General features: G+C 54.8%; 12 protein-coding genes and 2 pseudogenes. 2 read left to right on the plus strand and 12 right to left on the minus strand.

Annotated elements, in window-relative coordinates; translation table 11 throughout:
• Positions 1-272: 272 nt before the first annotated feature.
• The 12 genes and pseudogenes from BUC32_RS19135 to BUC32_RS19185 form a co-directional block, all read right to left on the minus strand.
• Positions 273-1436, minus strand: coding sequence for an acetate/propionate family kinase (locus tag BUC32_RS19135; RefSeq protein ID WP_073257004.1), 1164 nt, complete (start codon positions 1434-1436; stop codon positions 273-275).
• A complete protein-coding gene (locus tag BUC32_RS19140; protein WP_245815223.1) occupies positions 1433-2407 on the minus strand; it encodes a bifunctional enoyl-CoA hydratase/phosphate acetyltransferase in 975 nt (324 codons plus the stop codon). Before BUC32_RS19140 ends, BUC32_RS19135 begins: the two co-directional genes overlap by 4 nt.
• A gap of 158 nt (positions 2408-2565) precedes the next feature.
• A complete protein-coding gene (locus BUC32_RS19145; protein WP_073257007.1) occupies positions 2566-3063 on the minus strand; it encodes a flavin reductase family protein in 498 nt (165 codons plus the stop codon).
• Positions 3064-3150: 87 nt separating this feature from the next.
• Positions 3151-4569 (minus strand): 3'-5' exonuclease, encoded by a 1419-nt coding sequence (locus tag BUC32_RS19150; protein ID WP_073257010.1) that lies wholly within the window; start codon positions 4567-4569, stop codon positions 3151-3153.
• 2 nt (positions 4570-4571) lie between these two features.
• Positions 4572-5090 carry a hypothetical protein gene (locus BUC32_RS19155; protein WP_073257013.1) on the minus strand — a complete coding sequence of 173 codons (519 nt, stop codon included), beginning with the start codon at positions 5088-5090 and terminating at the stop codon, positions 4572-4574.
• 75 nt (positions 5091-5165) lie between these two features.
• A complete protein-coding gene (locus BUC32_RS19160) occupies positions 5166-6989 on the minus strand; it encodes a DUF294 nucleotidyltransferase-like domain-containing protein (protein ID WP_073257015.1) in 1824 nt (607 codons plus the stop codon).
• A gap of 108 nt (positions 6990-7097) precedes the next feature.
• Positions 7098-8885, minus strand: coding sequence for a sodium:solute symporter family protein (locus tag BUC32_RS19165; RefSeq protein WP_073257018.1), 1788 nt, complete (start codon positions 8883-8885; stop codon positions 7098-7100).
• Positions 8886-8900: 15 nt separating this feature from the next.
• Complete coding sequence (locus tag BUC32_RS19170; RefSeq protein WP_073257021.1) at positions 8901-9161, minus strand: DUF4212 domain-containing protein; 261 nt, start codon at positions 9159-9161, stop codon at positions 8901-8903.
• Positions 9162-9241: 80 nt separating this feature from the next.
• On the minus strand, positions 9242-9925 hold the full coding sequence (locus BUC32_RS19175) for an adenylate kinase (RefSeq protein ID WP_073257024.1): 684 nt from the start codon (positions 9923-9925) through the stop codon (positions 9242-9244).
• Positions 9926-9930: 5 nt separating this feature from the next.
• Complete coding sequence (acs, locus tag BUC32_RS19180) at positions 9931-11895, minus strand: acetate--CoA ligase (protein WP_073257027.1); 1965 nt, start codon at positions 11893-11895, stop codon at positions 9931-9933.
• 389 nt (positions 11896-12284) lie between these two features.
• Positions 12285-12452, minus strand: a complete 168-nt coding sequence (locus BUC32_RS20750) for a hypothetical protein (protein ID WP_175556976.1) — start codon at positions 12450-12452, stop codon at positions 12285-12287.
• A gap of 93 nt (positions 12453-12545) precedes the next feature.
• Positions 12546-13075, minus strand: a pseudogene (locus BUC32_RS19185) (IS481 family transposase); the annotation flags it as partial.
• Positions 13076-13374: 299 nt separating this feature from the next.
• Between BUC32_RS19185 and BUC32_RS19190 the strand changes: the two are divergent.
• Entirely contained in the window at positions 13375-13665 is a 291-nt protein-coding gene (locus tag BUC32_RS19190) for a transposase (protein WP_139280803.1), read from the plus strand.
• A pseudogene (locus BUC32_RS19195) lies at positions 13662-13866 on the plus strand (IS3 family transposase); the annotation flags it as partial. The gene BUC32_RS19190 and the pseudogene BUC32_RS19195, both read left to right, overlap by 4 nt.

The raw sequence follows: 13866 nt of genomic DNA on the forward strand, positions 1-13866 counted from the left end.
CTGTCTCATGTCCCACTCCTTGGTGGTTACGATGAGCCAGAAACACTCCCTTATCAAATCACCCTATTTGGACCCATAAGCGCTGACGTCAGACAACGAGATCAACCTGCGGATTGGCGGGGATGTGTTTGATCTCTTGGCGTAAGTTGCAATAACAACCGTTGGACCAATGTATTGGGCCAACAATATTTTTTACCACCCGGGGCTAAATGGCTTCCGGGTGGTTTCTTTTTTTGGGGGACGGGCCAAGCCACATCCACTAATGAGAAAGGTTATTTTGAGATCAGGGCACAGGTTTGTTCTGAAATTTCGCGCTCTTCGTCAGTGCGAATTACCCATCCGCTGACCCGACTTTGAGGTGTTGTCAAACAGGGTCTGCCGATTGCGTTGGCACTTACATCGAGATCAACACCCAACCAGCAGCATCGTTCAAGGATTTTGCGCCGGATTTCCGGTGAGTTTTCTCCGATACCAGCCGTGAAAACGATCGCATCAACACCTTCAAGCGTGGCGGCCATACTGCCGATCTGTTTCACGGCGCTATAGACAAACAGATCGATGGCTTCTTTGGCCTCAGGGGCGTCGCTGGATTGCAGGTCGCGCATGTCACTGCTGATCCCAGAAACGCCCAGCAGGCCTGCTTCATTTGACACCACAGCCTCGGCTTCGACCAGTGACAATCCTTTGTCGCGCATCAGGTAAAAAATCACACCCGGGTCGATATCTCCGCAACGTTTGCCCATGACAAGACCGTCCAACGCGGTAAAGCCCATCGATGTGGCCACGCTCTTGCGTCCATGCATCGCACAGACACTGGCACCATGGCCAAGATGCAAAACAATCACCCGCCCTTCGGCGGCGCCTGCACCTAGATGTTTGGGCAGTTGTGACGCAATGTAGTCATAGCTCAGTCCATGAAACCCATAGCGCAGGACGCCTTCTTCCGTCAGCGCGCGTGGAAGGGCATAGATTTGTGCCAGACGAGGTTGGGTTTGGTGAAAGGCCGTGTCAAAACATGCGACCTGAGGGATTTCTGGCCAGATTTGCCCCAGCGCGGCAATACCCGCCAAATTGTGAGGCTGATGAGCGGGGGCCAAAGGCGACAGTTCAAGAATTTGCCCAATGACCTCCGGGTTAACCAGCGCGCTATGACCAAATTCGTGGCCGCCATGCACAACTCGATGCCCCGCCGCTACTATTTCCACGTCTTCCAAACGTTCCAGTAAATCAGCGGCCAGCCATTGTAGTACTTTCATATGTCCAGCGGTTTCGGGCAGGGGCAGGGACATCCTGCCTCGGGTGTCCTCGATTTCGGCCCCCGCGCCAATACGTTCGATTACGCCGCGCATCAATTTCTCACCGCCGGGTTCTGCTTTGAACAGTCCGTATTTTATCGAAGAGCTGCCCGAGTTTAGGACGAGAATAGCTTTGGTCACAGAACTGTCTTTCCGGAACCACGGCGCACAATCAGCTGCGCAAGTGCGGCCGAGGCGATGCGCGATAACATGCCATCGGCGCGGCTGGTCAACATCACAGGCACGCGTGCGCCCAGAACAATGCCAGCGGCATCAGCCCCGGCAAGGTAGATCAGTTGCTTGGCCATCATATTGCCGGCTTCAAGGTCGGGTGCGACCAGAATATCCGGATCACCGGCCACATCCGAAACGATCCCTTTGGTGTCGGCGGCTTCTTTGGAGACGGCATTATCAAAGGCCAGGGGGCCGTCCAGAAAACCACCGGAAATTTGTCCTCGATCCGCCATCTTGCAAAGGGCTCCGGCTTCGACAGTGGACGGAATCTTGGGCGAAATAGTTTCAAGCGCGGACAAGATGGCAACCTTAGGTAAATCCACGCCCATAGCATGGGCCAGCTCAATGGAATTTTGGATGATGTCGGCTTTGGTCAGGAGGTCAGGATAGATGTTGATGGCCGCGTCGGTGATTAGAAGCGGTTTAGGATAACGCGGCACATCAAGGACAAACACATGGCTCATACGGCGCTCGGTGCGCAGGCCACGGTCTCTATGCACGATCTCGCTCATGATTTCGTCGGTGTGCAACGCGCCTTTCATCAACGCCTCGGCCCGACCTTCACGTACCAATGAGACCGCACGTTTTGCCGCGTCGTGGCTGTGTTCTGCGGATATGATTTCCAAACCTTTGATGTCCAGATCGCAGTCTCTTGCGACCTGCTCAATACGGGTCTTTGGGCCCACAAGGATGGGTTCAATCAGGCTGTGATCGCGCGCTGCCAAAGCACCTTCCAGAGAGGCCTCGTCGCAAGGATGCACAACAGCCGTGACAATTGGATCAAGCGGTGTGGTGGCGGCAAGTATCGCGGTGAAACCTGGACCGCATTCAGGCAGTTCATCCCGATCCTTGTCTTCGCCTTGTACAGGTATAATCACCTCTGTCTCCAGTTCACGTCGTCAGCGAGTTAATGGGATCCTATCCCATTTAGTGCATTTGGGGGCCAGTGAAACTTTTATTTACGTTTGGACAAGAAGGCAAAGTCAGGTCGATATTCTGTGGTCGGTGACCAGATCAGAAGGTTTCCAAACCCAAATCAGGAATTGGGTGAAAAAGCGCCATAGCCGCTTTGTGCAAAAACAAGCGGGCTGCCATCGTTCAGCAGAACACGATCCACGTGCCCCACGATGATGGCGTGATCGCCGCCGTCATGCAGCGCCGAGGTTGCACATTCGAACCGGGCCAGACAATCGTCCATCAAAGGCACGCCACGGGCATTCAGGGTCATTGGCACGACGTCAAAGGCATCCCCGCGGCGGGCAAATTCCAAAGCTACGTGTTTTTGGTCGGATCTCAGGACGTGGATGGCAAAGTGGGCCGCGTCGCGAAACCAGTCATACCGCAAAGACCTTTTTGACGGCGACCACAGGACAAGAGGTGGCGTGAGCGAAATCGAGGAAAATGAATTGGCCGTCATACCAATGCCACCCTGATTGCTGGGGGCTGTGATGACCGTCACTCCAGTCGCAAAACACCCCAAAGCATCGCGAAAATCGCGGGTATTGCTGTCATCCGGGACAAATTTCCTGACCATTTTGGACCCATGCCCTTTTCCTGTTTCGCGCGCGTCTAATCGCGTTTAAGCGATTTCAGTCCGCGTGCAAGGATAATCCGACCTGACCTAGTTCAGGTCTTCCAGAAGTCGACCATGTTTACGGGTCTGTTCGATGACCTGACCAAAGGTCGCAAAGCCACGCGATTCCAGCATGGGCAACATACGGCACAGGACTTCGCCAGTGGCGACGGCGTCACCAAGGGCGGTGTGGCGTAATTCTTCCGGGATTGTAACGCCCAGCCGATCGCACAAGGCGTCCAGCGTGTGCACATCGCTGGCACCAAACAGCACGGCAGACAGCAAAACAGTGTCAAGGATCGGGTGGCGCCAATCCAGACCGTTGGTCTTGCCGTGGCGGCGCAAGAAGGCCATGTCAAAAGGCGCATTGTGGGCCACAATGACCGAGTCGCGCGCAAAGGTGTGAAAGCTGCGGGACGCGGCATGGATGTCAGGCGCATTGGCCACCATACGATCGGTGACTTTGTGAACTTTGGTGGACGCAGCCGGGATTTTCATGCCCGGATTGACCAGTTGATTGATTTCTTCTCCGGGAATGATTTTGCCGTTCAGCACCCGAACGGCGCCGATCTGAACGATCTCGTCCTTATGCGGCAACAACCCGGTGGTCTCGGTATCAAACACAGTAAATGTCAGAGACCGGATTGGCGTATCCTCAATGGTGCGCGCTCCGTCTGTGGCGTTGTCCATGAGATCAAAGTCATAGACTAGTGGGCGCGCGGCATCTGGCGTGATTTGCGCATGTTCATCGTCAATCAGGATCATGTAGCCCGGCGCATGCCCCAAGGGTTTGAGGCGCGCGTCAAAAGTTAGCTTACCTTCAGCACCTTCGGCGGTAAAGGATACTTCCTTGCCGGTCTTCGCCAGCCTCTTGTAAGCACGATCCAGCGACTTAGGTTTGAAATAGTCAAAGATTGACGCATTCAGCCGCGGCGTGTGAATCTGGCTCAGCACTTCTGCGGCTTGCCCGTCATACAGAACAATCTGGTGGGCTGGACTGACAAGGATCATCGCCACCGGAATTTCCGTTAGCAACGCGGTTAGACGCGCCTTTTCCGCCGCCAGATGGGCGGTTTCGGCGGCCACGGTTTCAGCGGTTTCCATGGTGGTTTTTGTGAGTACAGTCGACACGGCTTCGGCGGCTGGTGCCAGATCACCCAAGTAACGCGCCGCATGGGTGTCAACTTGTTGTTCGACCCCTGCATGGGCGCGGGTGCGCATGGTTGCGGCCAGACGTTCGATGGGTTTGGCGACGTTTTCGTCAAACAACAACCACACCCCGGCGGTCAACGCCACCATGCCAAAGCCCGCGAGAATAGCTGTGAACACAAAGGCCGACAGAACGTCTCCGCCAAGAGAACGTTGATACCCAACATAGACGGCCAGCAGGACAAGAACGACACCACCAAGGCCGACAAGGCAGAAGAACAAGAAAATCCTAAGCCGCAAGCTCAAAGATGTGAACATAGCTAACCTCCGCAAATACTTGTCAGAATGGGATCGCCGCTCTCTGGCTCAACCCAATCTGCGCCGGTCACCGTGCCGTCATCATGAAAGGTCACGGCATCTATCAGAGCGGCGCGCCGACCATTAGCGCAATCAGTCAGCACCGCCAGCTTGTTGACAGGCGACCAACGTCCAAAGAAATAAACATCCGCCAGTCGCATATCGGGCTGTGCGTCATGGGTGTTGATCGATACTGTGTCGACGGCGACAAAACGTTCCGTAAACGGGCGAAGATAGGTCCACGGCCGATACAGTGCCTTGGAGTCCACGGATTGGACAATTTCCATGCCTTCAGGAAGCGTGTTCTTGGTGCGGGGATACCATCCGTATTCGCTTGAGATTGTCGCTACCAGCATGGCGGCCCCGGCGGCCACTGGCATGAACCACTTGGGCAGCCGCCCCTTTAGCACCTTGTTCAAGAGCAAGACAACACCTGCGGCGGCAACCCCAGCAAATAGCGTGGCAATCAATTCCAGAAACATCTCTTGTCCTCCTCATGGGGCTAGGGCCCCTGATCCTGATCCACGCCTCCTCTGACGCGGGTCTGGAAATTGGTGTTAGCTTAGCATGCCGCGTCCGTGGCCAATGGCCGATTGCAATGACTTCACAACCACAAATGCATCGCGCAAATGGCTGCGCTCAAAATCAGATAGCTCTGCGGGCAGCAGGTAGTTGTCAGGGGCATTGCCGTCTTTGACCAGATCGGCCTGATGCATCAGACGCGTTTCTGCGATCAGATCATAGGCGTCAAGCAAATCACGCGCACCGGATTTGGACAGAACGCCCTTGTGTTCAGCCTCTTCCAGTCGGGCGCGGGTGTTTACGGCGGTCAGACTGCCTTGCAACGCATAAATCCGCGCCAGATCCACAATTGGCACCACGCCGTTGTGTTTCATATCCAATTGATTTTTGTGCTCGCCCGAGCGGATGGTGGCAAAGCCACGCAACAGACCCAGGGGCGGCGTGTGTTTTAGCGAATTGGACACCATATGCGCCACAAAGATCGAATTTTTGCTGGCGGCCTTCAAGGTGTCTTCTTGCAGGTCTTCAAACAGATGCTTGTGTCCGCCGATCGGGCGCAGGTCGAACATCACACTTGCCAGCATTTGCGCCTCGGGATCGGGGTTGCGAATCCATCCGGCAAAGTATTCTTTCCACACCTTGATCGGCTGACACCAACGCGGGTTGGTAGCCATCATGTCGCCGGGGCAATAGACATAGCCACAAGTATCCAGCCCGTCACAGACGAAATTAGCCAGCGCATGGAAATACCCCATGTCGGCATCCGTGACCGAGTCATGCAGGATCAGGCAATTGTCCTGATCGCTGACGCCGGTTTGTTCCTGACGCCCCTGACTGCCACAGGCCAGCCAAAGATAAGGGGCAGGGGGATTGCCCAGCTTTTCTTCGGCCAGTGTCAGCAAGCGGCGCGTGGCGGTGTCGGCGATGTCGGTAATCAGACGGGTGACCACTTCGTGGCGGTTGCCACCTGCAACCAGCTGCACCAATAACTGAGGAATGCGGGCGGTGACTTCGGCCATTTCCTCGGGCGTCTTAGCGCTGGCTATTTCACTGACCAACTCGGCCGAGCTGACCGCCTGAAAACGTGTGAGGTCGGTTTGCGTGACAATGCCGACCAGCTTGCCACTTTCGACAATCGGCACGTGGCCGATCTTCATTTCCATCATTGTGTGCAGGACGTCTGAGCCGATGGAGTTGGGCGCTAAGGTGACCGGGTTCGCGGTCATGACTGTGCGAACAGGTGTCGAGACAGGCAGCGCCTCGGCCAAAATTTTGCCGGAAAGATCGCGCGTGGTCAGGATGCCGGTCAAAGCATCGCCTTCGGTCACGCAGAGCGATGATATGCGTTTGTCGCGCATTATGCGGGCGGCGTCCTGAACTGAGGTCTCGGGCGGGCAGGCCATGGGCGCGTGCGCCATCAGCGTGTTGACCAGACTGGTCGCCAATGAGGCTTCGCGGGGTTTTTCAACACGTGTGCGGTCAAAGAACTTTTTGGCTGGATCGTGGGTTTCGATCAGCTTGTAAAACGAGATCGGCGGCAGTACCAGAACCACGGAATGTTCATCCGCGCGCGCACTGGTCACAGCGATTCCATCGCGCAACAGCCCACGTTCACCAAATGAGTTTCGAATGCCCAGATGCGACACCACAACATCATTTTCGTCGCGGACTTCGATCATGCCCTCATAGACCAGAAACAGACCGGGCAACTTTTCACCCACATCATAAACCGAGAAATCCTGCTCGACCTCCCACGGCTCAAACAACGGAGCCAACTCTTCGACAGTGCCTTCGGGAAGGGCGTCATATGGGTGCACGGATTTCAGAAACCGGATGATCTGGTCTTGGGTTAAAGGCATGGAGGAGAACCTTGAAGATAAAAAGAAAAAGTCCTGCCCAGTATGCGCCGGGCAGGACCAAATTTAAAGATGGCGGGCAGTCGCAGTTGGGCAGCCCGCCACGATCAATTAGTGATCCTGCGCAACGCCGGCACCTTTTGGTACGCGGACGCTTTCGACCAGATCTTTGATCTCTTGTGGGGTCTCTTTGGTCGAGCTTGCCACGATGTAGGCCACTGCAAAGTTGATGGCGGCACCAATCGCGCCGAACGATGTCGACTTGATGGTTCCCAACAGCGGATCAGCATCTGTGAAGCTGTTCGTGCCAGGAATAAACAACCAACCTTTGTGCAGGAAGATGTACACCAAGGTGACGCCCAGACCAGCCAACATACCAGCAACCGCGCCAGTGTTGTTGATCTTGGTCGAGAAGATACCCATCATCAGCGCCGGGAAGATTGACGCAGCAGCCAGACCAAAGGCCAGAGCCACGGTTTGCGCCGCAAAGCCCGGAGGGTTCAGACCCAGATAGGTGGCCACTGCGATGGCCACGGCCATTGCGATACGTGCCGACAACAATTCGCCTTTTTCCGAGATAGCCGGATTGAGCGAGCCTTTGATAAGGTCGTGAGACACAGCAGACGAGATCGCCAGCAACAAGCCAGCAGCGGTTGACAGCGCCGCTGCTAGACCACCCGCCGCCACAAGACCGATCACCCAGCTAGGTAGGTTCGCAATCTCAGGGTTGGCTAGAACCAGGATGTCGCGGTTGAACTTGGTCAGCTCGTTGCCTTCCCAGCCTTTTTCCGCAGCCATTGCCTGCATGTCAGCGTTCTTGTCGTTGTAGTACTGGATTTTGCCGTCGCCATTTTTGTCTTCCCAATTCAGAAGACCGGTTTTTTGCCACGTGGCCATCCAGTCGTAACGCTTTTCTTCTTCGATTTGTTGCGTGGTCACAGCACCGCCTTCGATGCCGCCATTTGGCCACATCATTTCGGTGATGTTCAGACGCGCCATGGCACCAACCGCAGGAGCAGTGAGGTACAGCAAGGCGATGAACACCAGTGCCCAACCCGCAGACCAACGTGCGTCAGCCACTTTGGGAACAGTGAAGAAGCGCATGATGACGTGCGGCAGACCCGCTGTACCAATCATCAGCGACAGGGTGAACAGAACCATGTTCAGTGTGTCGGCGTGGTGCGTGGTGTACTCATTAAAGCCAAGCTCGGCGACGATTGCGTCCAGTTTTGCCAGCAGAGGCTCACCTGATGCAACGTGATCGCCAAACAGACCCAAAGCCGGGATCGGGTTGCCAGTCAGTTGCAGCGAGATGAAGATCGCCGGAATGGTGTAGGCCATGATCAGAACGACGTACTGAGCCACCTGGGTGTATGTCACACCTTTCATGCCGCCGAAAACCGCGTAAGCAAATACAACACAGGCACCGATCAACAGACCGGTTGTGTTCGATACTTCGAGGAAGCGACCAAAGGCCACGCCAACACCGGTCATCTGGCCGATCACATATGTGGTCGAAGCCACGATCAGGCAAACAACGGCCACAAGGCGCGCTGTGGGCGAGTAAAAGCGGTCGCCAATGAATTCCGACACGGTGTACTTGCCGAATTTACGCAAGTAGGGCGCCAGCAGCAGTGCCAAAAGCACGTAACCACCCGTCCAACCCATCAGGAAGGACGAGTTATCGTAGCCGGTGAAAGCAATAAGGCCAGCCATTGAGATGAACGACGCCGCTGACATCCAGTCAGCCGCAGTTGCCATACCGTTGGTAACCGGGTGAATGCCGCGACCCGCAGCATAAAATTCTGATGTTGAACCCGCACGGGCCCAGATCGCGATGCCGATATAAAGCGCAAATGACGCGCCAACAAACAGCAGGTTGATTGTAAATTGATCCATCTGTCCCTGATCCCTTTACTCTTCGCCAACGCCGTGTTCGGCGTCCAGCTTGTTCATCCGCCAAGCGTAGAAAAAGATCAGCGCCAGAAAGACCAGAATTGACCCTTGTTGGGCAAACCAAAAGCCCAGGTCGGTTCCGCCGACGGCAATGCCGCTCAGCATCGGGCGCAGCAAAATGCCGAACCCGAATGAGACCAGCGCCCAAATCACGAGGCTGATCTTGATGATACGCACGTTGGCTGCCCAATATGCGTTGTTGGATGAGTTGTCGGCCATGATGGCGTCCTCCCTCTTGTCCAGTTTCCTCCGCAAAGTGCCGTCCTCATGCAAAAAGACGATGCCTTACAACTTCCCCTTTACGCGGTCGCCTTTTCGACGATTGCGCTCAGATTTCCTGCGATCGCGTTGATGTCGCCCATGGCGTCAACCCGTTGCAGGGCGCCCTTGCCGTCGTAATAGGCAATGAGCGGTGCCGTCTGCGCGTGGTAAGCCTCAAGTCGGCTGGCCACGGTTTCGGCGTTGTCGTCAGCACGACGTTTCATCTCCGTGCCTCCGCATTTGTCGCAGGTGCCAGGTGTGGCAGGCTGCTTGAATTCATCGTGATAGCCTTCGCCGCATCCGCCGCAGGTGTAGCGACCGGAAATCCGGGTCACCATGGCGGCGTCTTCGACGTCGAGCGAAATTGCGGCGTTGATCTTCTGGCCACTTTCGCCCAGCAGAACGTCCAGCGCTTCGGCCTGAACCGTTGTGCGCGGGAAACCATCAAGGATGACGCCCTTGGCGCAATCATCGTCCTGAAGGCGGTCGCGCAGAATGTTGATGACAATCTCATCCGAGACCAGATCACCGGCTTCCATCACCGCCTTTGCGGCCAGTCCAGCTTCGGTTTTCGCAGCCACTGCCGCCCGCAAAAGATCGCCAGTAGACAGCTGCACGAGACCGAATTTTTCTTCCAATACGCGTGCCTGAGTTCCTTTCCCGGCCCCAGGTGGGCCGAGAAGGATCAGAACCGGCGCAGCGGTTCCAACGTTGTCGAGCATGGGATTTAGCCTTTGTTCATACGGTTTTCGATGAGATCATCGACCACCGCTGGTTCTGCCAATGTTGAGGTGTCGCCAAGGCTGCCATAATCGTTTTCAGCAATCTTGCGCAGGATGCGGCGCATGATTTTACCGGACCGGGTTTTCGGCAGGCCGGGGGCCCATTGGATCACATCGGGGCTGGCAATTGGACCAATCTCGTTGCGAACCCAGGTGCGCAACTCTTTGCGCAATTCCTCGGAAGGCTCCTGGTTGTTCATCAAGGTGACATAGCAGTAAATGCCCTGACCTTTGATGTCGTGCGGATAGCCAACGACAGCGGCTTCAGCCACCGCAGCATGTGCCACCAATGCGCTTTCGACCTCGGATGTCCCCATCCGGTGACCTGATACGTTGATCACATCGTCCACGCGTCCAGTGATCCAGTAATCGCCATCTTCGTCGCGTTTACATCCGTCACCGGCAAAGTAGTAGCCTTTGTAGTCCGAGAAATAGGTCTTTTCGAACCGGTCATGGTCACCCCAGACGGTCCGCATCTGGCTGGGCCAGCTGTCGGCCATGCAAAGCACACCTTCGACGCTGTTGCCTTCGATGATTTCTGCCGAATGTGGGTCCAGAACAACCGGGTTCACCCCAAAGAACGGCTTCATCGCTGAGCCGGGCTTGGTTGCGTGTGCACCGGGCAAAGGGGTCATCATGTGGGCGCCGGTTTCGGTCTGCCACCATGTGTCGACGATTGGGCAGTTGCCGCCACCAATCACGTTGTAATACCAGTTCCAGGCTTCGGGGTTGATCGGCTCGCCCACGGTGCCCAGCACGCGCAAAGACGACAGATCACATTTCTCAACCCATTCATCACCCTGACCCATCAGCGCACGCAATGCGGTGGGGGCGGTGTAGAACTGGTTCACTTTGTGCTTTTGGCAAATTTGCCAGAAACGCGAGGCATCCGGGTAGGTGGGCACGCCTTCAAACATCACTGTGGTCGCGCCATTGGCCAGCGGACCATAGACAATATAGCTGTGACCAGTGACCCAACCCACGTCAGCGGTACACCAGTAGATGTCGCCATCATGGTAGTCGAAGACATATTCATGCGTCATCGCGGCCTGTACCAGATAACCACCAGTGGTGTGCACAACGCCTTTGGGCTGCCCGGTCGAACCAGACGTATAAAGGATGAACAATGGATCTTCTGCATCCATCTCTACGGGCTTGCAATAATCGTCCGCTTCAAAGGCAAGTTCGTTGTAGTCGTAATCGCGATCCTGGATCCATGTGGTCTGACCACCGGTACGCTTAACAACCAGGCACTTTACAGTGTCTTTGCAATGCAGCAGGGCTGCGTCGACGTTTGATTTCAACGGTGTCTGGCGTCCACCGCGTGGCGCGTGGTCGGCTGTAATCACCACTTTGGCGTCACATCCGTTGACCCGGCTGGCCAATGCGTCAGACGAGAAGCCTGCGAAAACAATCGAGTGAATGGCGCCGATACGAGCACAGGCCAGCATCGCATAGGCGGCTTCGGGGATCATTGGGAGGTAGATGATGACCCGGTCGCCTTTGCGCACGCCAAGGTCTTCGAGGATATTTGCCATGCGGCAGGTGCGGCGGTGCAAGTCTGAGTAAGAAATGCTTTGGGCCTGCTCCTTGGGATCATCGGGCTCAAAGATAATCGCTGTCTGATTTCCACGGGTCTCAAGGTGGCGGTCAATACAGTTGGCGCTGACGTTCAACGTGCCATCTTCAAACCACTTGATGTCGATTTTTCCAGGTTCGAACGAGGTGTTCTTGACCTTGGTAAAGGGCTTGATCCAGTCGATCCGTTTACCGTGTTCTCCCCAAAACGCATCAGGGTCGTTGATCGACGCAGCATACATCTCGTTATATTTTGCTTCATCTGCATGGGCGCGGGCGACCATTTCGGCAGATGGCGGGAAACTTGGGTTTGCGGTTGCTTCAGATGACATTGAGGCTCCTCCCTCGGGATAATTGTGGCTGATGCCAGCCAGTCGGGCTTAGAAAAGTGGTTGTCTAACTTGGCACAGATCATAGCCGAGACTGAAAATTTTGAAATAACATGCCGAAAGGAAAGGAAGTTTTTGTAAAAACTTTTCCATTGACCGGGCGTGTTTTGTAAAGTTCTGCTGATGTTTGGTAAAAATACTAAGAAAAGCAAATGCCTATGAGTCAATCGCCCGAAACGGACCTTGAAAGGTATTTTCAAAACCACACAATGTTAGCGCACGTACCCAGAAATGCGGAGGTGTGACAAAACGTTTCGGTATGCCGTTGTATGCAAAATTTGCGCTGACACTCCCGGTCGACGGAATCGGCGGATTGAGACGGGCGGATGTGTCTAGGTGACCGTATCCCAGTTGAACTTTCGAACGGCTCGGAGGAACGAGTGAATGGTTTTGTGATCCTCACGTCCACGTCCGTTTCCCAGAAACACAGAGCGTCGAAAATCCATTCCTCTAAGTTGGGCATACCCAAGGTCTGCTGCAATAGCCGAACGCTCTGGCATGATTGAGGTTCCCATATCCTTAGACAAAAGCGATGTAATCCATTCTTCGCGTTCGCTGCTAATAATTACATCCGGGGTAATGTTGCGGGCGGCGAGTTTAGCCTCAAGATCGACGTCGCTCTTGTAGCTTAGAAGTTGGTAAAACTCCTGCTGATCGGATCGATGTGAGCGCTCGACTTTTCCGTTGAGCTGAAGCGTTCCGCGTTAGATGTAGGCGTGCCTGGTGCCGAGGTTGTCGACATGCCATGGAATCTGGCTTGGAGCTCATGGCCGTTGTCAGTTCGAACTTCACGAAAGCGGAACGGGAAGGTTTCGATGATGTGATCAATGAAACTGATCGCGTTTGCCTGAGTGCGTTTCTCAGAAACCTTAAGCGTTCTGACGCGTGTTGCATTATCGATTGCTGTAGACTGGAACCGACGAACCTTCTCTAGGTGTTTTCCTATGAATGTCAGAAACTTAACCTCCACTTGGATATGATGCTCTGGCAGCTGTGTCTGATACCGTTTGATATGTAATTTGCGCATTCATGTGCCTCTGGGCAGTCGGTTGAGGCCGTTGCGTTTGAGAATGCGATATCCCCCTGCATCCGAGATCTTGATGCCATGACAGCGCTCCAGATACCAAACGATTGGGCACGGCACCAAAATATGGGATTATCGAGGCAGAATTACCTAGTCGCGACGAACGCTCGCCACTCTGGGGAGGCAGGTACCCAGTAGGGTTGGTGTGGGATCTCAGTAATCTGCTTGAAACCCAATTCTCGCAGACCGAACTTTAGCAACCCTTCACTGATTTCAGTGGCACCGTCGAAACAAATCGGAAATTGGCCGCCAAAATATCTCTTTGTCGTTTGACTATATCTGACTGAAGTGGCCCGGCAAAACTGGACAGCGTGCTAAGGTGTATCCAACACGAATGAATGGATACGAGAATGACGAAGCGACGGAACTTTTCCGACAAGTTTAAAGCGACTGTGGCGTTAGAAGCGTTGCGTGGCGACAAGACGGTGCAGGAGATCGCAGCCAAGCGCCAACTTCACCCGACACAGGTAAGCACGTGGAAGCGCCAGGCGATTGAAGGTATGGCCGGGGTGTTTTCGGACAAGGTCAGGAAAGCTGAGAACAAAGACGGTGAAATCAAGGAGCTGCACGCTAAGATCGGTCAGCTGGCGGTGGAGAACGATTTTTTGTCACAAGGGCTAAAGCGATGAGCCCGTCAGAACGTCGTGAGATGATCCGCAAAGAGAACACCGGTTTGAGCCTGACACGCCAATGCAAGCTGCTGAGGATTAGCCGCTCATCGATCTACTACACGCCGGTTGGCTTTGATCCGGCAACGATTGATCTGATGCATGAGATAGATCGTATCTTTACGAAGCATCCATTTTTTGGCAGTCGCCAGATCGCGGCAT

The organism is Shimia gijangensis (assembly GCF_900142085.1).
In the GTDB taxonomy this organism is placed as follows: Bacteria; Pseudomonadota; Alphaproteobacteria; order Rhodobacterales; family Rhodobacteraceae; genus Shimia; species Shimia gijangensis.

Bases quoted from the DNA above. Each gene is read 5' to 3' on its own strand.
- BUC32_RS19145 (WP_073257007.1), bottom strand. From the start codon at position 3,063: ATGGTCAGGAAATTTGTCCCGGATGACAGCAATACCCGCGATTTTCGC.
- BUC32_RS19150 (WP_073257010.1), bottom strand. From the start codon at position 4,569: ATGTTCACATCTTTGAGCTTGCGGCTTAGGATTTTCTTGTTCTTCTGC.
- BUC32_RS19155 (WP_073257013.1), bottom strand. From the start codon at position 5,090: ATGTTTCTGGAATTGATTGCCACGCTATTTGCTGGGGTTGCCGCCGCA.
- BUC32_RS19160 (WP_073257015.1), bottom strand. From the start codon at position 6,989: ATGCCTTTAACCCAAGACCAGATCATCCGGTTTCTGAAATCCGTGCAC.
- BUC32_RS19165 (WP_073257018.1), bottom strand. From the start codon at position 8,885: ATGGATCAATTTACAATCAACCTGCTGTTTGTTGGCGCGTCATTTGCG.
- BUC32_RS19170 (WP_073257021.1), bottom strand. From the start codon at position 9,161: ATGGCCGACAACTCATCCAACAACGCATATTGGGCAGCCAACGTGCGT.
- BUC32_RS19175 (WP_073257024.1), bottom strand. From the start codon at position 9,925: ATGCTCGACAACGTTGGAACCGCTGCGCCGGTTCTGATCCTTCTCGGC.
- acs (WP_073257027.1), bottom strand. From the start codon at position 11,895: ATGTCATCTGAAGCAACCGCAAACCCAAGTTTCCCGCCATCTGCCGAA.
- BUC32_RS20750 (WP_175556976.1), bottom strand. From the start codon at position 12,452: ATGCCAGAGCGTTCGGCTATTGCAGCAGACCTTGGGTATGCCCAACTT.
- BUC32_RS19190 (WP_139280803.1), top strand. From the start codon at position 13,375: ATGGATACGAGAATGACGAAGCGACGGAACTTTTCCGACAAGTTTAAA.